This window comes from Nocardia rhizosphaerihabitans (genome assembly GCF_014646295.1).
Lineage (GTDB): Bacteria > Actinomycetota > Actinomycetes > Mycobacteriales > Mycobacteriaceae > Nocardia > Nocardia rhizosphaerihabitans.
This window is the reverse complement of record NZ_BMNE01000002.1, coordinates 828028-849045: the sequence shown is the minus strand read 5'-3', so window position 1 is coordinate 849045 and position 21018 is coordinate 828028. Positions and strand designations below refer to the sequence as shown.

At 64.4% G+C, this 21018-nt stretch carries 14 protein-coding genes; 5 read left to right on the top strand and 9 right to left on the bottom strand.

Features of this window, described 5'->3' with window-relative positions; genetic code table 11:
* The first annotated feature begins 63 nt into the window (after positions 1–63).
* Positions 64–3819, top strand: coding sequence for a multifunctional oxoglutarate decarboxylase/oxoglutarate dehydrogenase thiamine pyrophosphate-binding subunit/dihydrolipoyllysine-residue succinyltransferase subunit (locus tag IEY60_RS10390; RefSeq protein ID WP_189026487.1), 3756 nt, complete (start codon positions 64–66; stop codon positions 3817–3819).
* 78 nt (positions 3820–3897) lie between these two features.
* Here the strand turns inward: IEY60_RS10390 and IEY60_RS10385 are convergent, their stop codons facing one another.
* The 7 genes from IEY60_RS10385 to IEY60_RS10355 form a co-directional block, all read right to left on the bottom strand.
* Positions 3898–4329, bottom strand: coding sequence for a DUF4189 domain-containing protein (locus tag IEY60_RS10385; RefSeq protein ID WP_189026485.1), 432 nt, complete (start codon positions 4327–4329; stop codon positions 3898–3900).
* 111 nt (positions 4330–4440) lie between these two features.
* Positions 4441–6159, bottom strand: a complete 1719-nt coding sequence (gene argS, locus IEY60_RS10380) for an arginine--tRNA ligase (RefSeq protein WP_229739764.1) — start codon at positions 6157–6159, stop codon at positions 4441–4443.
* Between the two features lie 96 nt (positions 6160–6255).
* On the bottom strand, positions 6256–6969 hold the full coding sequence (locus tag IEY60_RS10375; RefSeq protein WP_189026481.1) for a hypothetical protein: 714 nt from the start codon (positions 6967–6969) through the stop codon (positions 6256–6258).
* Positions 6970–6977: 8 nt separating this feature from the next.
* Complete coding sequence (locus tag IEY60_RS10370; protein WP_189026479.1) at positions 6978–7895, bottom strand: methyltransferase domain-containing protein; 918 nt, start codon at positions 7893–7895, stop codon at positions 6978–6980.
* Positions 7892–9289, bottom strand: a complete 1398-nt coding sequence (locus IEY60_RS10365; protein WP_189026477.1) for a pyridoxal phosphate-dependent decarboxylase family protein — start codon at positions 9287–9289, stop codon at positions 7892–7894. Before IEY60_RS10365 ends, IEY60_RS10370 begins: the two co-directional genes overlap by 4 nt.
* Before the next feature lie 241 nt (positions 9290–9530).
* Positions 9531–10235, bottom strand: a complete 705-nt coding sequence (locus tag IEY60_RS35630) for a hypothetical protein (RefSeq protein ID WP_229739689.1) — start codon at positions 10233–10235, stop codon at positions 9531–9533.
* 423 nt (positions 10236–10658) lie between these two features.
* On the bottom strand, positions 10659–12149 hold the full coding sequence (locus IEY60_RS10355) for a helix-turn-helix domain-containing protein (RefSeq protein ID WP_189026473.1): 1491 nt from the start codon (positions 12147–12149) through the stop codon (positions 10659–10661).
* 135 nt (positions 12150–12284) lie between these two features.
* On the opposite strand from IEY60_RS10355, the gene IEY60_RS10350 reads away from it, so the two are divergent.
* Genes IEY60_RS10350 through IEY60_RS10340 form a run of 3 tightly spaced genes read left to right on the top strand, consistent with a single transcriptional unit; the run spans position 12285 to position 18474 of the window.
* Complete coding sequence (locus IEY60_RS10350; protein ID WP_189026471.1) at positions 12285–13790, top strand: type I restriction-modification system subunit M; 1506 nt, start codon at positions 12285–12287, stop codon at positions 13788–13790.
* On the top strand, positions 13787–14995 hold the full coding sequence (locus IEY60_RS35625) for a restriction endonuclease subunit S (protein ID WP_229739688.1): 1209 nt from the start codon (positions 13787–13789) through the stop codon (positions 14993–14995). The genes IEY60_RS10350 and IEY60_RS35625 overlap by 4 nt, the downstream gene beginning before the upstream one ends.
* Before the next feature lie 14 nt (positions 14996–15009).
* Positions 15010–18474 (top strand): DEAD/DEAH box helicase family protein, encoded by a 3465-nt coding sequence (locus IEY60_RS10340; protein ID WP_189026469.1) that lies wholly within the window; start codon positions 15010–15012, stop codon positions 18472–18474.
* A gap of 247 nt (positions 18475–18721) precedes the next feature.
* On the opposite strand, the gene IEY60_RS10335 is transcribed toward IEY60_RS10340, so the two are convergent.
* The gene (locus IEY60_RS10335; RefSeq protein ID WP_229739687.1) at positions 18722–19222 is read right to left on the bottom strand and encodes a hypothetical protein; all 501 of its coding nucleotides are present in this window, start codon (positions 19220–19222) and stop codon (positions 18722–18724) included.
* Positions 19223–19388: 166 nt separating this feature from the next.
* Here IEY60_RS10335 and IEY60_RS10330 point away from each other — a divergent pair, with 166 nt between their 5' ends.
* Complete coding sequence (locus IEY60_RS10330) at positions 19389–20540, top strand: hypothetical protein (protein WP_189026467.1); 1152 nt, start codon at positions 19389–19391, stop codon at positions 20538–20540.
* 21 nt (positions 20541–20561) lie between these two features.
* Here the strand turns inward: IEY60_RS10330 and IEY60_RS10325 are convergent, their stop codons facing one another.
* Positions 20562–20954 (bottom strand): hypothetical protein, encoded by a 393-nt coding sequence (locus tag IEY60_RS10325; protein WP_229739686.1) that lies wholly within the window; start codon positions 20952–20954, stop codon positions 20562–20564.
* Positions 20955–21018: the final 64 nt, after the last annotated feature.

Here is a 21018-nt window from a genome sequence, read left to right as displayed (position 1 = left end):
TCGGCAGCCATCCGCTGATACCCCTGCCGGGCACGTCACAAACGTCGCAGCGCGAAGAACGAAATGAGGCGAACACCAGCTGTGAGCAGCTCAACTTCCCAGTTCGGACAGAACCAGTGGCTAGTCGACGAGATGTATCAGAAGTTCAAACAGGACCCATCCTCGGTCGACGCGAGTTGGCACGAGTTCCTCGCGGACTACACACCGGAGGCCACCGAATCCGGTAACAGCCAGACTCCGGCTCCCGCCGCTGCTCCGGCACCGGCCCCCGCGCCTGCCGCCGCGGCCCCCAAGCCCAAGCCCACTCCGGCTCCCGCCCCCGCTCCGGCGCCGGCGCCTGCCCCCAAGCCTGCTCCCGCCACCGTGCGCGCGCCGCAGACCACGCCGGCTCCGGTGTCCAACGCACCGGCCGCCGCGCCCAAGGCCGCCGCTGTCGCCGTTGCCGACGAGAGCAAGGTGCTGCGCGGCCCCGCCGCCGCCATCGCGAAGAACATGTCGGCCTCGCTGACGATCCCCACCGCTACCTCGGTGCGCGCGATCCCGGCCAAGCTGATGATCGACAACCGCCTGGTGATCAACAACCATCTGGCCCGCACCCGCGGCGGCAAGATCTCGTTCACCCACCTGCTGGGTTACGCGATCGTCCAGGCGATCAAGGCGTTCCCGAACATGAACCGCCACTTCGCCGAGATCGACGGCAAGCCCAACGCGGTCACCCCCGCGCACACCAACCTGGGCCTGGCGATCGACCTCGCAGGTAAGGACGGCAACCGTTCGCTGGTGGTCGCGGCCATCAAGGAAACCGAAGAGATGAGCTTCGGTCAGTTCCATTCCGCCTACGAGGACATCGTCCGCCGCGCCCGCGAGGGCAAGCTCGGCGCCGACGACTTCTCCGGCGTCACCATCTCGCTGACCAACCCGGGCACCATCGGCACCGTCCACTCGGTGCCGCGCCTCATGCCGGGCCAGGGCGCGATCATCGGTGCGGGCGCCATGGAGTACCCGGCCGAGTTCCAGGGCATGAGCGACGAGCGCCTCGCCGACATCGGCGTCGGCAAGCTGATGACGCTGACCTCGACCTACGACCACCGCATCATCCAGGGTGCCGAGTCGGGCGATTTCCTGCGCACCATCCACAACCTGCTGATCTCCGACGAGTTCTACGACGAGATCTTCCACGGCCTGGGCGTGCCGTACGAGCCGGTGCGCTGGCGCAAGGACATCAGCGAGCGCGGTGTCGACAAGAGCGCTCGCGTGCTCGAGATGATCGCGGCCTACCGCAACCGCGGTCACCTGATGGCCGACACCGATCCGCTGCGCCTGGTCAAGGACAAGTTCCGCAGCCACCCCGACCTCGACGTCACCCAGCACGGGCTCACGCTGTGGGACCTCGACCGCACCTTCAACGTCGCGGGCTTCCACGGCCAGGAGCGGATGAAGCTGCGCGACGTGCTGTCGATCCTGCGCGACGCGTACTGCCGCCACGTCGGTGTGGAGTACACCCACATCCTCGACGTCGAGCAGCTCAAGTGGATCCAGGACCGGGTCGAGCAGAAGCACGTCAAGCCGACGGTCGCCCAGCAGAAGTACATCCTGAACCGGCTCAACGCCGCCGAGGCGTTCGAGACCTTCCTGCAGACCAAGTACGTCGGCCAGAAGCGCTTCTCGCTCGAGGGCGCCGAGGCCGTCATCCCGATGATGGACGCCACCATCGACCAGTGCGCCGAGCACGCGCTCGACGAGGTCGTCATCGGCATGCCGCACCGCGGCCGCCTCAACGTGCTGGCCAACATCGTCGGCAAGCCGTACTCGAAGATCTTCACCGAGTTCGAGGGCAACATGAACCCGGCCGCCACCCACGGCTCCGGCGACGTGAAGTACCACCTCGGCGCGCAGGGCCAGTACCTGCAGATGTTCGGCGACAACGAGATCGAGGTGTCGCTGACCGCGAACCCCTCGCACCTGGAGGCGGTCGACCCCGTCCTCGAGGGCCTCGTGCGCGCCAAGCAGGACCTGCTGAACAAGGGCGACGGTCCCGAGGGCTTCTCGGTCATGCCGCTGATGCTCCACGGTGACGCCGCGTTCGCCGGTCAGGGCGTGGTCGCCGAGACGCTGAACCTGGGTGGCCTGCGTGGCTACCGCGTCGGCGGCACCATCCACATCGTGGTGAACAACCAGATCGGCTTCACCACCGCGCCGGAGAACAGCCGCTCCACCGAGTATTCCACCGACATCGCGAAGTTCATCGGCGCGCCGATCTTCCACGTCAACGGTGACGACCCGGAGGCCTGCGACTGGGTCGCGCGCCTGGCGGTCGACTTCCGCCAGAAGTTCCGCAAGGACGTCGTCATCGACCTCGTCTGCTACCGCCGCCGCGGGCACAACGAGGGCGACGACCCCTCGATGACCCAGCCGGAGATGTACGACGTCATCGACACCAAGCGTTCGGTCCGCAAGGCCTACACCGAATCGCTGATCGGCCGTGGCGACATCTCCATGAAGGAGGCCGAGGACGCGCTGCGCGACTACCAGGGTCAGCTGGAGCGCGTGTTCAACGAGGTCCGCGAGCTGGAGAAGTACGTTCCGGAGCCGTCGGAGTCCGTCGAGGACGACCAGAAGGTGCCTGCCACCGTGCAGACCGCGGTCGACAAGTCGGTCCTGCAGCGCATCGGCGACGCGTTCAACACCCCGCCGGACGGCTTCAACGTGCACCCGCGCGTCAAGCCGGTGCTGGAGAAGCGCCGCGAGATGGCCTACGAGGGCAAGGTCGACTGGGCCTTCGCCGAGCTGCTGGCCTTCGGCTCGCTGATCGACCAGGGCCACGATGTGCGCCTGACCGGTCAGGACTCGCGCCGCGGCACCTTCACCCAGCGCCACGCGGTCATCATCGACCGCCTCAACGCCGACGAGTACACCCCGCTGCACAACATCGGCTCGGAGAAGCCCGGCTGGTTCGCGGTGCACGACTCGGCGCTGAGCGAGTTCGCCGCGGTGGGCTTCGAATACGGCTACTCGCTGGGTAACCCGAACGCGCTGGTCCTGTGGGAGGCGCAGTTCGGTGACTTCGTCAACGGCGCGCAGTCGATCATCGACGAGTTCATCTCCTCCGGTGAGGCCAAGTGGGGCCAGCTCTCCGACGTCGTGCTGCTGCTGCCGCACGGCCACGAGGGCCAGGGTCCCGACCACACCTCGGGTCGTATCGAGCGCTTCCTGCAGCTGTGCGCCGAGGGCTCGATGACCGTCGCGGTCCCGTCGACGCCGGCGAACTACTTCCACCTGCTGCGCCGCCACGCGCTGGACGGCATCCGCCGCCCGCTGATCGTCTTCACCCCGAAGTCGATGCTGCGCAACAAGGCCGTGGTCTCCGACATCAAGGACTTCACCGAGTCGAAGTTCCGCTCGGTGTTCGACGAGCCCACCTACGAGCAGGGCATCGGCGACACCACCAAGGTCAAGCGCATCCTGCTGACCTCGGGCAAGCTCTACTACGAGCTGGCCGCGGAGAAGGCCAAGCAGAAGCGCGAGGACGTGGCCATCGTCCGGGTCGAGCAGCTCTACCCGATCCCGACGTACCGCCTCAACGAGGCACTGGCCAAGTACCCCAACGCGACCGACATCGCCTGGGTCCAGGAGGAGCCCGCCAACCAGGGCGCCTGGCCGTTCTTCGGCCTCAACCTCCCGGAGGTCCTCCCCGACCGCCTTGGCAAACTGCGCCGCATCTCCCGCCGCGCCATGTCGGCCCCGTCCTCGGGTTCGTCGAAGGTGCACGCCGTGGAACAGGCCGAGATCATCGCCGAGGCCTTCGAGCCGACCGCGTAATCGGTTACCGCACAACGGCGAACGCCGGGTGGATCACCACGATCCACCCGGCGTTCGCCGTATTCGGCCGGTCGGTGATCAGCGCGCGTTCGCCGTGCAGACCACGTCGACGACCTCGGTGCCACTGAGTTCGGAGGACCCGAAGTTGGCCAGCCCGGCGATCGGGACGCGGGTGGACAGCTTGTCGATGGCCTTGCGAATGGCCTCGCTACGGGTGGGGCCCGACGCGCCGGTGACCCACCCCTGGTCGTTCCACACCAACGCCCCACACCCGTTGGCCCACGTCATGACCTGGCAGTCATCCCCGCCCCCACAGCCATCCAGCACGGAAGCGGCCGCCGCCTCCGCGGTGGGCCAGTTCACCGCCGACCAGCTCTCCCACTGCTGCGAGCTGAATGCGTACGCACCCCACAGATCGCCCGCCGCGTTCGCCGAACCGGCACCGAGCACCGACCCGGCCGCAAGACCCAACGCCGCCACCGCGAAGCCGGCCTTACCCATGAAACTCATTCGAAAGATCTCCTCTTGGAAGCAGTTCCGAAGTTCGGAACCGATAAGGAGATCACGGACCGACCGCACCCAGCAAACCGAACCGATGTATCCCTACCGCACGGTGGGCGATCACATCCGTTGCGGTGCAGCCATTCCCAGCTGCCCCAAGCCGAGCGCGAGAGTACGCGCAGTCAACTGGCACAGTGCAATTCGGTTCGAACGGATCGGTTCGTCCGCCGTGATGACCGGACACGAGTCGTAGAAGCTGGTGTAGGCACGGGCGAGATCGTAGAGATAGCCGGCAAGCCGGTGCGGCTCCAACGCGTCAGCGGCCTCGGCGAGTACTGTTCCATAGCCGTCGAGGGCCAAGGCGAGTTCCCGCTCCGCCGGCTCGAGTGGACCGGCACTATCGACCACAGCCGGGGTTGCGGCGCCTGCTTTGCGCAGGATCGAACACACCCGGGCGTGGGCATACTGCAGGTAGACGCCGGTGTTGCCGTTGAGGGCGGTCATCCGGTCCGGGTCGAAGCTGTAGTCCTTGACCCTGGATGTCGACAGATCCGCGTACTTGACCGCACCGATCCCCGCCTGTTCGGCGATGGTGTCGAGTTCGGCCGACGACAGGTCCGGGTTCTTCTCGGCGACCACCGCGCGCACCCGCGCGACGGCCTCGTCGAGCAGGTCCATCAGCCGAACTGTCCCGCCCGCACGGGTTTTGAACGGTTTACCGTCCGGCCCGAGGATGGTGCCGTAGGCGACGTGGTCGACCTCGATCGCGTCGGTCAGCCAGCCCACCCGCCGTGCCGCTTCGAACACCAGCTGGAAATGCAGCGCCTGCCGCGAGTCGGTGACATACAGCAGCCGGTCGGCGTGCAGGGAGGCGATGCGGTACCGAATGGTCGCCAGGTCGGTGCTGTCATAGCCGTAGCCACCGTCGCGTTTGCGGGCCATCAGCACTGCCGGTTGATCATCAGGGCCTGTGACCTGTTCGGACAGCACCACAACCGCGCCGTCGCTGTCGACCGCGACGCCCTTGTCCACCAGTTCGGTGACCGTGTCGGCGAGCTGATCGTTGTAGAACGACTCACCGACATAGTCATCGGGAGTGAGCAGCACACCGAGCCGGTCGTAGATCGCGCCGAACGACTTCTCGGACTCGGCGACGATCTCCCGCCACCGCGCCACCGTGTCCGGGTCACCCGCTTGCAGCGCAACCACACGGGTCCGCGCCCGGTCGGCGAAACCCGGATCGGAATCGAACAGCTTCCGGGCCGCCTTGTACAGGCTGTCGAGCGCCGACACCGAACTGGTGTCCGAGCCCAGTTCCTCTGTATGCCAAGGCGATTCGGGATGCTCGTCGATGTACTGGATGAGCATGCCGAACTGGGTGCCCCAGTCGCCCAAGTGGTTCGCGCGTACAACGTCGGCACCGAGGAACCCGAAGACCCGGGCCAGGCTGTCGCCGATGATGGTTGTCCGCAGGTGCCCGACGTGCATTTCCTTCGCCACGTTCGGCGCCGAGTAATCGATGACGACCCGTTGCCCGTCTTCGGTGGTGGGGACTCCGAGCCGGTCATCGGCAAGCCGCGCGGCGACGGTTTCCCACACCGCCGAATCGGCCAGGGTGATGTTCAAAAACCCTGGGCCCGACACCTTTACGTCAGCGATCACACCGTCGGTGAGATCAACCCCGGCGGCAAGATCGGCACCGAGCTGTTGCGGCGCCAAACCGACCCGCTTCGCCAACGGCAGCGCTGCGTTCGATTGGAAATCGGCGCGATCGGATCGTCGCACTACCGGGTCCGCATCCGCCGTTTCCGGACGGACTCGGGCGATCGCCTCCGACACAGCGGCAGCGACACGTCCGAGCAGCGGTACAACACCGGCAGAGCTCACCTTGGGTTCCTTTCGATGGGGAGTGGTGAACCTAGTGTGGCAGGTCCATCACGCGGCATGACCTGGACCAACCTGATCACCACGGCCGTGACACCGCCGGAATCGCGCGCCGTCGACAACTTCGACCATGTTCCGGGCGACCAATGACGCCAACCCCGACTGCACAGTCGAACACAGTCGTGAGCCAGGGGTGTAGCCCAGGAAGTCTTTGCCGCGAGCCCCGCTGGGAGCCTCGGTGAGCACCCGGACCGCGTCGGGCACAGTGATCTCAGGTCCTTCGAGCATTGAGATCGCCAGCACCGCGATAGCCTGTTCGGCTCTCGACCGGTCGGCGCGATACCGTGCGACATTTCCACCTAGGAACACATGTTCGCTGGTCAAGGCATTGAGAAGGAGCCGTTGAGCGAACGTCGGCGAGTTGAGCCAGGACGGTTCGACAACGACCGGGCCCGGCCTGAGCACGCCCGCAATCCGCGGGAAGCACAGCAATCCGACCGCGCGATCGACATCGGCATAGGTGGCGAAAAGCTTTGTCTCGTAGCTGACTTCCGTGTCGGCGGGCAGACCGAAATCGTCATGGACGCAGCACACCGCGGTGATCAACTCGTCCATGGCGTGATATCCCAGGCGCGGGCGTCCGAGCAAAACCATGTCCAGGTCCGAATCCGATCGATCGGTTCCGGCGGCTTGTGACCCGTAGACCAACCCGTACCCGCCGGCCGGGACGAACCTGCGACAAATCTGCGCCGCAGCGGCGAACAACTCGGGCGTCACGAGGCCAACTCCTCGGGAAGCGATGCGTGGGGGTGCGCGACTGCGTGGAAGTCGATGAAATGAACACCGCTCGGCAACGCGACACCACCTTCCGGTGTTCGATACTCGTCGATGAAATCCTCCACAGCCTCCTCGAGCTGAGGGTCGCCGAGCAGCTGCGGGTGGTGCTTGAAATGGACACCGAAAAACCACTCACGGGCAGCGTCACGCGACGGCGCCCACGCCACACCGCCGAGCCGGGTGTGGGTCAACGTGCCGTCACCACGGTTCTCAGCGTCGCGCAGCGCATCGACAAGGACGTGCCGGGTGTATGCCCGGCCACCGTCGGGAAACGGAGCGACCGTTTCCCAGGCACGGGTCACCAGTTGCTGTTCAGGGCTTTCAGCGTCGAACAACATCGCCAGCAGATGACCTCCAGGGGCAACCAAACTGACGAGGTCGCCCACGAACTTCCGTGCCTGACCCGTGGCCACAGCCTGGTCGCGCCGCGGCCGCACACCAGCGGGCGACAGTTCCTCGAAGAATTCGCCGATCGGGTAACTCAGCGACCAGAACGCCGACACCAGGTCGAAGCTCGCCCGACGGTTTGCCGCCAGCAGCGAGGTCACAGCGTCGCTCGTGTCAGCGCAGATCGTTCGCGCGTTGGGGAACTTCTGGGCCACCGCTGCCACCATGGTCGTGCTGTAGTCGGCCAGTATCAAGTCGCCCGCGTACGGCGCGATCGCCTCCGTAATTCTTCCTGTGCCGCAACCGAATTCGACCACCCTCAACGCACCGCTGGGTGCCACGTAATGCGCTGTGAGCCAGTCTGCAACCAGGTCGATGTCTTCGGTACCGCCGTAGAAGTGCCGCAACAGCAGCTTGTCGTAGGTGCCTTCCGTCTCGTACACCGCACGGAAACTCGAGTTCGTCATGCTGCTTGTTCCTCCAGATCCGAAGCGAGATGGTCGAGGTAGGCGAGGACGTCGTGCATGTGGGATTCGGTGAGCCCTGGGTTGTTGGCCATGAACCGCAGTGGATGCACGACTGCACCCTTACGGAGGCGGCCCAGGTCGTCGGGCAAACTGAATTGGTGTAGGTGCCAATGCCCTTCGGCGAGCATGCGCTCATGGATGGCGAGGTTGAGTTGGTTTACGCGGGCAAGACCGACCTCGTCGAGCCCTCCGGCCCTGATACCTGCGGGCAAGTAGGCGAAGACGACTGCCGCAAGGTCGGGATCGTTGAGACGGACCAGCCGGGGGTGTGCGTCGACCAACGAGGCGAACTTGGCGACCAGGTGGCACCGGTGGTCAGCCAATTCCGCAAGCCCAGATCTGCCACGGCCGAGCATCATCATCCACAGCTTCAGCGACATCCATCCCTTGGTGCCGAGAAATGGAGTGACTTGCCCGAAAGCGAAGTCCTCCTGCATGATCAGGTCCGAGTACGTCGAGATCGACCGCACTGCAGCGGGCTCACGTACCAGCAGCGCACTCAGCCCGTAGGGCACCGCCATGATCTTGTGTGGATCCACCGTGATGCTGTCGAACTGGGCGATCCCGTCGATCTTGTGCCGCAGGGCCGGGCTGAACGCCGCCAGCAGCCCCCAGCACGCGTCGGCGTGTAGCCAAATGTTCGAATCGACCGCCCGCACGAGATCGTGGACCGCCCGTAGATCTTCTACCGTCTGAGTTCGACTGTCACCGGCGTAGGCGACCACCGCCATCACCCGGTCACCCTGCTCCCGCAGCGTGCGGGCAAGTTCTGGTTTGTCATATCGGAATCCGTCGGTGTCGACCTCGATAACCTGTGCACCGCATCCGATCCACGTCAACGCCGCCTTCACGCTGTAGTGCCCGATTCCTTTCGGAACCACCACTGCCAGCCGACCCGGGTCGGTTACTCCCGTCTGCATCGTGCCCGGCGCTTTCGCTTCCCGGGCCAGCATCATCGCCACGGTATTGCTAGTTGTGCCTCCCGGAGTGATCATGCCGCCCACATCCCACACCGTGCGCACATCGTCGACCGGCGGATTCCGGTATCCGAGCAGGTCACGCAGCCACCGCAACACCGAGATTTCGACAAACGTCGCACTCGGGCTGTCGAACGACTGATTGATCATGTTCTGCTGTGTCAGTGCCGCCAGCACACTGCCGGTCAACGCCAGTGGATCGTCGCCGGTATCCCCGAAACCCATGAACCGCGGCGAGGCCTCGTTCTTGCACAGCGGCAAAACGCGGTCCATGAACTCGGACATGACCTCCTCCCCGCGCGTGGGCTCTACTGGGAGGTCGGTAAGCAGAGTGTCTCGAATCTCGCACGTGGTCATGCGCCGACCGAAGATCTCGGGGTTGTTCTTGAACCGCAATCCGACGTCGACAGCCCGGTGCAGCAGAGCGATGGGAGCCTCACTCCCGGGGTCGAAGCCGGCCCGTTCCAGCTGTGTCGCACCTACCGCGACCGCGGAACCGGTCGCCCTGTTCTCTGAATTATTCACTGCCCCAGCGTCTCTCCGGCGCGGTGCTGAGTTCCAACAACAGGCTGCTGTACAACAGGCTGTTGTATCGAGGTCAGGACAGGTGGGCGATCGCCAGTCGGAGAGCTGCGACGCCGGCGGCCTGCATCGGAACCTCAGCGAGGATCTGCTCGATCCGCTCCGTGGTGAAAGGCTGCAACTCGAGCACTCGCCCCTCGTCGTTGTCGGCGCCAATCCCGTCGAACAGCTCGTCGAAGAGCGGGCCGTCGATCACAACGGCTGTCAACAGATCCGTGGCAAAGCTCAGCGGATCGACGCCGAGTCCGAGACAGTATGCCGCTACCGATCCGTCTTCGACACCGTCTGTAAGCCTCGACGCAAAGTCCCACGACTCGTAGCGGATCGGGGCCTGCTCGCTGCCATGATCCTCATCGCTCCCGCACAGCTCTTCTGCGAACTCACGAATCATGTTGTGCCACAGCGAGAAGTCATTCTCGACATTCCACTCGGCGTATCCCGAGGGCTGGAAGATGCCCACCGGGACTACCTGGTACATCCCGCCGGCATGTCCAACCTTGTTCGGGTCCCGCCAATGCAGCAGGAACGTCCGCTCGCCGGTATCAACGTCCCGCCGGATCGTGAGCGTGCTGATTGCAAGATTCGCGAACCGCTGCCCGAGGTCACAGGGGTCTGTGATCGCAGCGCGCACCCCCGGCGCGACCGCTCCGTCGCGATAGGCCACCGCGAACTCGTGCGCAGCCGCTTCGCCCACATCCACGCTGTCGAAGTAATGCCCCAACCCGAATCGTAAAGTCGGCATTCGACCAGCTAGATCAGCGTGGAGCAAACGGTAGGTCGGCCGATTCTCGAAGATGGCTGGCGCTGCTATCTCACCAACCGCTGTGGAATATGTCTCATACTGTCCACCATCGGCACGCCTAGGCAGGACGGAACTCCGCCGCGAATCGGCGGGCGACGACAGAGCCTCCGTGGGTGACCATTCCAACGCAATATCACCCACCGGGATAGGCGAGGCCGGAATCCACTCACGTCGCGCGAGGAGCGGAGAACCGACCACGCGGTCCGTTCCTGCGTACTCGCGCGCAGCAGCGAGGTCCAGTTCGGTTCGGTGCTCACGGAGATAAGAACGTGTTCGAGCCCAGGCTTGCTCGCTGTCGGTCAACGTGCGCGATTGCGTGGGCATAGCATCTCCGGCTTCGTCTCAGCTGATCAAGCTGTGTCGATGCTGCCATGCCAGCGCCAGACATGCTGCTCCCGGCGCGGCCATCGGTTCAGACTCCAGCATCCGCGCCACCGAGTCCTCGGTGAAGGGCACGCCGTCGGCGGCTCGACCATCACCGACACCGACCACCTCGCCCTCCTCGTTGAACTGCACCGCAGCGCCGAAAAACTCTTCGAAGACGTCATTATCGATGACGACAACCGTCAGCAATGTCGCCGCCAACGTCAGTGCATCGAGACCGAATCCAAGTAGATGCGCCGTCACTTTGCCCTGGTCACGAGCGGCGGAGAGGTTCTGGTAGAACGGCCACTCGGCATAGTCGATCGGGGCGCTTCGAGTCCCATCGTGCTCGGGATAGCCAAGCACCTCCTCTGAGTACTCGCGGACCATATTGCGCCAGATGGAGAAGTCGTTGCGGCGATCCCACAGCGAAATACTCGACGGCTGGAACTCGCCTGCCGGTATCACATCGTAGACACCGGCTGCGGTGGCAACGCGCGACGGATCTCGCCAATGCAAGAGGAACGACGGCGGTGCCGGGAACCTGCGCAACCGAATCGTCAACGTGGTGACGGCCGGGATGATTGCGCGGCGTGCCGGATCGAAAGGGTCACCGATGAGCTCGCGGAAGCGTAAGCGGCCCTTCATGTCTGAGATGATGGTGGTCGGATGAGCCAGATACGCAGCAGCCAGTTCATGTGCCAGCGCCTCGCTGACATCGAGCTTGTCGAAGTAGGTTGCCAGCCCAAAATCCAACGCACCAGCGGTGACAGTGCCGCCGAGATACCGGTAGCTCGGCCTCGACTCGAACAGCTGCGGTGGATCAAGATGCTTGACCGCGGCGGAATACGTCTCGAAGGCGAGTCCGGGAGCGCGTAGGGGACGAACGGGCGCGGTCTCAGCTTCGGCTCCAGTGATCCCGACAGCCCGCGGTCCTTCGTCCAGTTCTAGGTGGAGCGAATCCAGATCCACGGGTGCGGAGGGCATCCACCCATCACGGGTGATCAGCGAGGTCCTCGATACACGATGCTCGGCCGGGTACCACTGGGTCGCAAGCTTTGCCAGATCGTGGCGGTGCTGGTTCATCCAGTGACGCTGGACTCGCCATCGGCCTCGACTCGTGGACACCGCTGGGGTGCCGTTGGTGTCTGCGCGTCCGTGAACGCGGCTCGCGATACCCAGTTCCTCGGGCGGAATTCCCAGTACCCGAGCAAACCCCTGCCGTTGCTCCAGCGTTGCCTTGCGAGTTCCCTTCTCGACCTGGCTCAGGAACTGCTGGGTGATTCCCAACGCGTCAGCGATTGCTGCCTGATTGGACCCGCCAGCGAGTCGATACTCACGCACGATCTGGCCTACGGTGCGCGCCGCGACCCCGTCTCCGTCACGATGCAACCACTCCGACGCTCGCACCCCATCCACGATCGGCTCCTGCCCAGCCAGTTCCCGTCGAGATTCCCCGTTGTCGACCATTCGAACAGATGAGCGGCATCTTGTCTCCGCTTTCACGAGCTAGGCGCACCTCGGGGTGTCCGTTGGCCCCTCCGAGCGGCGGCCGATCTTCCACTCTGCAGAGTCGAGTCACCGCCCTCCTATAACCTCATCGGCATGATTACAGGGGACGTGCGGAGCAAGATCGACCGGCTGTGGGACGCGTTCTGGTCGGGCGGTATCTCGAATCCGCTGGAGGTGATCGAGCAGATCACCTACCTGATGTTCCTCAAGCGCCTGGACGAGCTACAGACCGGCAAGGAGCGCAAGGCCAACCGCAGCGGGCGGCCGATCGAGAACCCGATCTACGACGCCGATACCGACTCGCTGCGCTGGTCGAAGTTCCGGGAACTGGGGCCGGATCAGCTGCTGCGGACCGTCCGCGACGACGTGTTCCCCTGGTTGCGGCTGCTCGGTGGCGAAGAGTCCACCTACGGCGAGCACATGAAGGACGCCCGGTTCACGATCCCGACGGCGAGCCTGCTCACCAAGGCCGTCGACATGCTCGACGAACTGCCGCTCGGCGACGGCGACGTCAAGGGCGACCTGTACGAGTACATGCTGTCCAAGATCGCCACCGCGGGCCAGAACGGTCAGTTCCGCACCCCACGCCACATCATCGACCTCATGGTCGCGATGATGGCGCCCGGCCCCAACGACGAGATCTGCGATCCGGCGTGCGGCAGCGCAGGCTTCCTCGTCGGCGCCGCCGAGTACATCCAGCACACCCACCGCGACGCCCTGCTCGACTCCGCACAGCAGGATCACTTCCACCGCAGCATGTTCCACGGTTTCGACTTCGACTCCACCATGCTGCGCATCGCCAGCATGAACATGCTCATGCACCAGATCGAGCACCCCGACATCCGCTACCGCGACTCCCTCGCCGAGTCCGTTGCCAGCGAAGCCGGTCGCTACTCGATGATCCTCGCCAACCCACCGTTCGCAGGCAGCCTCGACTTCGAAACCACCGCCAAGGATCTGCTCCAGGTAGTGAAGACGAAGAAGACGGAGCTGCTCTTCCTCGCACTGTTCTTGCGCCTACTCAAGACCGGTGGGCGGGCGGCGGTGATCGTTCCCGACGGCGTGCTGTTCGGTTCGACCAAGGCGCACAAGGATTTGCGCAAGCTTCTCGTTGAAGAGCACGGCCTCGACGCCGTGGTCAAACTGCCCTCGGGCGTATTCAAGCCCTACGCCGGTGTCTCGACGGCAGTCCTGTTCTTCACCAAGGATGACGAGACCGACCAGGTGTGGTTCTACGACGTCGCCGCCGACGGATTCAGCCTCGACGACAAACGCAACCCTCTGCTCGCCGACGAAAAGCTCGGCGTGGGTGCCACTCTCACTGCGAATGAGCACACCAAGAACAACCTCCCCGATGTTCTCGCCCGCTGGTCCCAGCGAACCACGACCGAACGCGAGCGCGCCCGCACCGAACAGAGCTTCTGCGTGCCGAAGGCCGACGTCGCCGCCCAGGACTATGACCTCAGCCTCAACCGGTACAAGGAGATCGTCCACGAGGAAGCGGAGCACCGGCCGCCGCTGGAGATCATCGAAGAGTTGGAGTTGATCGAGTCGGAGATTCAGCAAGGCCTTTCCGACCTGAAGGGCCTGCTGGCATGACAACATCTGCCACATCCGTCGAGCTATCGGAAATTATGGTCAGCCGCGCCGGTAGCGTCGACCCAGCAAAGCATCCCGATGAGATATTTGAGCTGTACAGCATCCCGGCATACGACGCGGGACAACCAGATATTACGGCCGGAGCACAAATCGGATCAACCAAGCAGATAGTCCAAGGCGGCGACGTTCTCCTTTCGAAGATCGTTCCTCATATCCGCCGGGCTTGGATAGTCAGCCCTCACACCGGTTCCCGGCTGATCGCCTCGGGCGAGTGGATTATCTTCCGATCAAACACCTTCGATCCGAACTACTTGCGCCATCTCCTCATGAGCGACGCATTCCATCGACAGTTCATGAACACCGTGGCTGGCGTCGGCGGCTCACTGCTCCGAGCCCGACCCGCATTCGTGGCTCGAATCGCAGTGCCACTGCCCGCAATGCATGAGCAGCGGCGAATTGCGGAGGTGCTGGATCAGGTGGATGCGCTGCGGGGGAAGCGACGGAAGTCCATCTCCCTCCTCGACGACCTCACTCAATCGATCTTCCTCGACATGTTTAGCAGCGCAAGTTCAGAGCTCCAATCGACCACTGTCGAGGAACTCGCTGCAAAAACCAAGAACTCCATCCGCACCGGGCCTTTCGGAAGCCAGCTTCTACACGAGGAATTCGTAGATGAAGGAGTACCAGTTCTCGGCATTGATAACGCTGTCGATAACGAATTCAAATGGGGCAAGTCACGGTACATTACAGATACGAAGTACCGACAGCTCCAGCGCTACACCGTATTCCCCGGCGACGTGCTGATCACAATCATGGGAACCTGCGGGCGTTGCGCGGTTGTACCAGACGATATTCCTACTGCCATCAACACCAAGCACCTTTGCTGCATTACGCTAGATCAGCGCGCGTGTCTACCCGAATACCTTCACAGCTACTTTCTTCAGCACCCGATCGCGCAACAGTACCTTCGACAGACCGCAAAGGGGGCGATCATGTCCGGACTGAACATGGGCATTATCAAGTCTCTTCCTGTCGCCCTCCCACCTCTGCGATTGCAAGAAAGCTACGCGCAGCGCATCCGGCAAATCCGAGAAGCGCGATCCACTGCGGAACGACATCTCCGCCGACTAGACACCCTCTTCGCCTCCATCCAGTTCCGCGCCTTCCGCGGGGAACTCTGGCAAGATGACCTGAAAGATCTTTAAGGGGAGGACCTTTCGTGGCCAAGAGCAACTTCGACTTCCTGCAAGCCGAGTGGCCGGACCTGTTCACCGAGGCTGCGCGTGCGGAGCGGAGCGCGGTGGGTGATCCGCGGGTGGCGTGCTTCTTCGCGCGGCGGGCGTTGGAGTTGGCGGTCAACTGGGTGTTCAAGGCCGATGACACGTTGCGGATGCCGTATCGCGATGATTTGAACGCCAAGCTCAAGGAACCGACCCTGGTGCAGGTGGCAGGGTCGGTGATCGTCACGAAGATGGATGTGGTGCGGCGGCGCGGGAATGTCGCGGTGCATCGCTCGGGTGAGGTGCCTGCGCAGGATGCAGTGAACGCGGTCGGCGAGCTGTTCCATGTGCTGTATTGGCTGGGCCGCACCTACGCGCGCACCGAGGAAGGCAAGCCGTTCGACGGGCAGCGGTTCGACACCTCGCTGATCCCGCGCCCGGTCCCGGCCGAGGTACAACGCAAGAAGTACGCCGAGGTTCAGCAGATGGCCGCGGATTTCGCGGCGCAGCAGGCAGAGCTGGCAACAGAGCGGAAGCAGCGCAAGGAACTCGACGACGAGGTCAAGCGGCTGCGGGCCGAGGTGAAGGCGGCGAAGGTCGCCAATGCCACGGTGCCGGATCACCACGACTACTCCGAGGCGCAGACCCGCACTCAGCTGATCGACCTGCTGCTCATGGAGGCGGGCTGGGCGCTGAACGGCCCCGACGACCGCGAATACCCGGTGACGGGGATGCCGACCGACAGCGGCAAGGGCAAGGTCGATTACGTGCTGTGGGACGACAACGGCAAGCCGCTCGCCGTCGTCGAAGCGAAACGCACATCCAAAAGCGTGGAGTCGGGCAAGTATCAGGCGTCGCTGTACGCCGATGCTCTCGAACAGCAGCACGGGCAGCGCCCGATCATCTTCTACACCAACGGTTACGAAACCCAGATCTGGGACGATGCCTTCTACCCGCCCCGCCCGGTCCAGGGCTTCTTCACCAAAGACCAACTGCGGCTTCTGATTCAGCGACGGGCCCGACGCAAGACGCTGGCCACCGAACCCGTCAACGAGATCATCGCCGGCAGGCATTATCAGAAGCGAGCGATCGGGCGCATCGGCGATGCGTTCGAGAAGGACAAACAGCGCCAAGCGCTGCTGGTGATGGCGACCGGTACGGGCAAGACCCGCACCGTGATCGCTCTCGTCGATCAGCTGATCCGGGCCGGCTGGGTGAAGCGGGTGCTGTTCCTCGCCGACCGGCAGGTACTGGTGTCACAGGCGACGAACGCGTTCAAGACCCATCTGCCGAGCGTGCCGACCGTGAACCTGCTCACCGAGAAGGACAACAACGCCCGCGTCTACGTGTCCACGTATCCGACGATGCTGAACCTCATCAACGAGATCGATGACACCGAGCAGCGACGGTTCGGGCCTGGCTACTTCGACCTCGTCGTCATCGATGAGGCGCACCGGTCGGTGTATCAGAAGTACGGCGTGATCTTCGAGCACTTCGACTCGCTGCTGGTGGGTTTGACCGCCACCCCGAAGGACGAGATCGACCGCAATACCTACCGGCTGTTCCATCTCGAGGAAGGCGTGCCGACCGACGCCTACGATCTGAAGCAAGCCGTAGAAGAGGGCTATCTCGTTGCACCGGAAGCGAAATCGGTGCCGTTGAAGTTCCTGCGCACCGGCATCCGCTACAACGAACTCTCCGAGGACGAGAAAGAATACTGGGAAGACCTCGAGTGGCGCGACGACGAGGACATCCCCGATTCCGTCGACGCGCACGCGCTCAACAGCTTCCTGTTCAACCACGACACCATCGACCAGATGTTGCTCGTCCTCATGGAACAGGGCGACCGCGTCGCCGACGGGGAACGCATCGGCAAGACCATCATCTTCGCCCGCAACAATCGCCACGCCGAACTGATCGTGCAACGATTCCGGGTGCTCTATCCCGACCTGCCGGGCGATTTCATCGAGATGATCACCCACAGTGTGAGCCATGCCCAGAGCCTCATCGACAAGTTCGAGAACCCGGGCAAGGCACCCCACATCGCTGTCTCGGTCGACATGCTCGACACAGGCCTCGACGTGCCCGCCGTCGCGAACCTGGTGTTCGCCAAGGCTGTACGCACCAGCACCAAGTACTGGCAGATGATCGGTCGCGGCACCCGGCTGTGCCCGGACCTGTACGCACCGAACAAGGACAAGGAACGGTTCCTTGTGTTCGACCTGTGCCAGAACGTCGAGTACTTCAATCAAGACCTGCCCACCGCCGAAGGCCGCACTCATGCCTCGATGAGTGAGAAGGTGTTCGCCGCCCGCGCCGACCTCCTGCGCGACATCGACCAGCTCCAACCCCCGGGTGGTAGGCCCGCCGAGATCCCGGACCGTGAACCCATGGACCTGCCGGACGTGCGGTGGCAGCTCGCCGAACATCTCCGGGTGGAGGTTGCGGGCATGGATACCCGGAATGTGGAGGTGCGCAAACAACTGCAGCACGTCGAGAAGTACGCCGAACTGGGTAGCTGGGACATCGTCACTCCGGAGATCCGGGTCGAGGTCGGCGCACTGGCCGGATTGCCCACCCAGTTCAGAGACGACGATCCGAGCCCCGCGGCCAAACGGTTCGATCTGCTGGCGTATCGCTTGCAGTTGGCGCGGCTCACCGGCGACACCGGATACGACGCGCTGCGCGAGAAGGTCCAGGAGATCGCGAGCGCACTACTGGACCCTGGCCTCAACACCATCACCGCCATTCGTCAGCGGCACGACTTCCTCGAAGATGTTGCCGGTGACGCGTGGTGGGAGGATGTCACCGTCGCCATGCTGGAAACACTCCGGCGACGACTGCGCGGTCTGGTCAAGGCGATTCCGCCCAAGGGCGCACAGAATCCGCTCTACACCGATTTCCAGGACGAGCTCGGCGAAGTCGCCGATGTCGAGATGACGGTACTGCCCGGCGGCGGCAAGGGCTTGGCACGCTTCGAGTCCAAGGTCCGCACCTACATGCGCAGCCATGAGGACAAGCTCGCCGTGCAGAAACTGTTGCGCAACAAGCAGATCACCTCCGACGACCTCGCCGAACTCGAACAGATCTTCCTCGACAACAGCTTCGGCACCGCCGAAGACATCGAACACGCCGCCAGCACTCATGGCGGCCTCGGGCTGTTTCTGCGATCCCTCGTCGGCCTCGATGCGACCGCGGCAGCCGCCGAGTTCGACGAATTCCACACCGGCCGCAACCTCACCGCGAACCAGCTCCACTACCTGAAGCTGCTGGTCGACTTCCTCACCAAGAATGGCGTGATCGACGTGGGCGCGCTGTATGAGCCGCCGTTCAAGTCGGTGGCACCGAGTGGTCCAGAAGACATCTTCTCCGAGGAAGATGTAGATCGAATCGTCGCGATCGTCAAAAACATCCGCACCACGGCGCTCGCGGATCGACAGGCGCGTGCCGTCGCGCAGGGGTGAGCACGGAGACCGACGCGAAGGCTTGCCCGCACGATTCACCACCGTCGGCAGGCGGCCGCCCCACCCTCACTGGCGGGCGGCCGCTCCTGGTCGCCCCGGCGACCACATCCACGGACGCCTGCCGAGCACCGCTGGACGTCATCCGTCGCTCTGATGGTCACTCGATGACATGGCCGAGTACGTAATCACCGCTATACGGCCGGATGGGGGGCGGGTCCGTTCAGGATCCGCCCCCATCGTCTACTTCCTACTTGTTCAGGGTGATCCAGGCCATGCCCGAGAGTTGTTCCAGGTCCCAGTGGTTCGGGTAGCTGTCAGTGGTGGCGACGATGGTCGCCTCGACGCGGCCGGGGCCGGGCGCCATGCCCATGCCGGTGATCACGCCGTCGGGGGCATGTTCGATGACGCCGTTGCTGTCGACCTTGTGGGACTGGCCGTTCGCGACGCCGGTGTCGAGGTTCTTCCACCGCACCGAGACTCGGTAGCCCTCACAGTTCTCCCCGGTCTGGACGATTTTCACCCGGACTCCTAGCTGTCCGGCCTGTGGTTGTGGCACCGTTTCGGCGTTGATGATGGCCGCGCAGCCGTTCCCCGGCACCCGGGCGAGGGTCGGGTTGAACTGGACGACTTGATCGGACGGCAAGGCCGTCGCGGGACCGCTGAACCCGACGAGCGCGGCAACGGCCGCTGCGGCGGCCACCCCGACCTGAACCGAAACCCGTTGACGTTGTGTGCTTTTCAGACTCATGTTCTGGAATTCGCCACTCGCCCGGAGATCGTTAACCACGATAATGGTCTCAATGCGGCAACAGCCGGAGAGACGTGGGTCACAGAGTCCTCTTAATCGCCTGGCACACGGCCCTCACTGTTGCCCGGTAATGTCCGCGGACTATCGAGTGGGAGAGGTGGCACAGGTGAGCGGACGAAACGGATTCCTGCTACTAGGCGGGATCTCGTCGGTCGGGGCGGGCGCGGTGCATTTCCTGGCGGCCGGAATGCACACCGAGCACGCCACGCTGGCGCGGCTGATGGTCGTGCTCGCCGCGATCCAGTGCGCCACCGGATTGGCGGTACTGCTGAGCGAGCGCAAGCTCGTGGTGACGTCGCTGGTCGCGGTGAACGCGTTCGCGGTGGCGGTGTGGGGATTCACCCGTTTCGCCGATATCCCGTGGGTCACCGGATTGACCGCGGAGTCACCGGGTGTCGCCGATACCGCGTGCGCCGCGCTGGCCGCGCTCGCCGTAATCGGTGCGGCCATCGCGCTGGTCCGGCCCGCCGCGACGCTGCCGCCGATGCGGTCCGGGATCGCGGCCGCCGCGGTGGGTGTGCTCGCGGTGGCGGCGATGCTCAACGGTGTCGGGCACGTGCACAGTCACGGTGAAGGCGGCGACGGACATTCGCACGCGGCGGGCGACGAGCACGGTGACACCGGCGACGCGTGGCCGCGCCCGTTCGACCCGGCCCAGCCGATCGACGTCTCCGGCGTGCCCGGCGTGACCGCCGAGCAGGAACAGCGCGCGGCCGACCTGATCCGCAGCACCATGGCCGGGCTGCCCGCCTTCGCCGATGTCACGACCGTCGGCGCGCTCGGCTTCCGTTCGATCGGGGACTCCGCCACCGGCTACGAGCACTACATCAACACCGGCTACATCCGCGACGACAGCTTCCTCGACGCGAACCGCCCCGAGTCGCTGGTCTATCGGGTGGACGGGCAGAACCGCACCCTGGTCTCGGCCATGTACATCGCCAAGGGCAAGAAGATCGACGACCCCGCTCTCACCGAATACGCCGGTTCGCTGATGCAGTGGCATGTCCACGACAACCTGTGCTGGAAGGCGGGCGACAACGGCCCCCAGGTCGCGGGCGTCACCGATGCGGCAGGCAATTGCCCGCCCAACTCGATCAATCCCGGATCGGGCAATCCGATGGTGCACGTCTGGATCGCCCCGCACCAGTGCGGACCGTTCGCCGCGCTCGAAGGCCATGGCGCGGGGCAGGCGAGCGCCACGGACGGTCGGCGCACCGATACCTGCGGCGGTCACGACCACGGAGGCGGCCACAAGTAGGCGCGGGCCGGGTCGCCGCACTCAGCTCGGCTGCACCCAGCGACGCAACGCGTCGATCGTCGTTTCCGGAGAGGTGTTGAAGCAGAACCGGATTCCCGGAACGAGCTCCGAGGTGACATTGATCAGGCGCTCGAACAGCAGGGTGTGTTCCGGTGCCATCCGAACGCCCGCGCCGATCATCGCGACCCGGAACTCTCCGCCCGCCACGCACTCGCGCAGCTTCGCCTCCGCCGCGTCGGGGTCGGCGGGTAGCTGACAGCTGACGAGGTCGAAACCCGCTTCGCGCAACGCGGTTTCGCCCGCGGCGATGCGGGCCGTCAGGGTCGCCTCGTCGAGCTGCGGGTAGCGCGAATAGTCGACGGCGCTGGGGTGCAGGCCGATCGACAGCACCGTCTGCGGATTCTGTTGTGCCACTGCGTCCTCCGTTCTCATCAGATACACGATGACGCCCACTCCCGCGAGCACTGTCGCGAACAGG

Coding starts and splice junctions, on each gene's coding strand:
- IEY60_RS10370 (WP_189026479.1), bottom strand. CDS start 7,895: ATGACGAACTCGAGTTTCCGTGCGGTGTACGAGACGGAAGGCACCTAC.
- IEY60_RS10355 (WP_189026473.1), bottom strand. CDS start 12,149: ATGGTCGACAACGGGGAATCTCGACGGGAACTGGCTGGGCAGGAGCCG.
- IEY60_RS10350 (WP_189026471.1), top strand. CDS start 12,285: ATGATTACAGGGGACGTGCGGAGCAAGATCGACCGGCTGTGGGACGCG.
- IEY60_RS10365 (WP_189026477.1), bottom strand. CDS start 9,289: ATGACCACGTGCGAGATTCGAGACACTCTGCTTACCGACCTCCCAGTA.
- IEY60_RS10385 (WP_189026485.1), bottom strand. CDS start 4,329: ATGAGTTTCATGGGTAAGGCCGGCTTCGCGGTGGCGGCGTTGGGTCTT.
- IEY60_RS35625 (WP_229739688.1), top strand. CDS start 13,787: ATGACAACATCTGCCACATCCGTCGAGCTATCGGAAATTATGGTCAGC.
- IEY60_RS10390 (WP_189026487.1), top strand. CDS start 64: ATGAGGCGAACACCAGCTGTGAGCAGCTCAACTTCCCAGTTCGGACAG.
- IEY60_RS10335 (WP_229739687.1), bottom strand. CDS start 19,222: ATGAGTCTGAAAAGCACACAACGTCAACGGGTTTCGGTTCAGGTCGGG.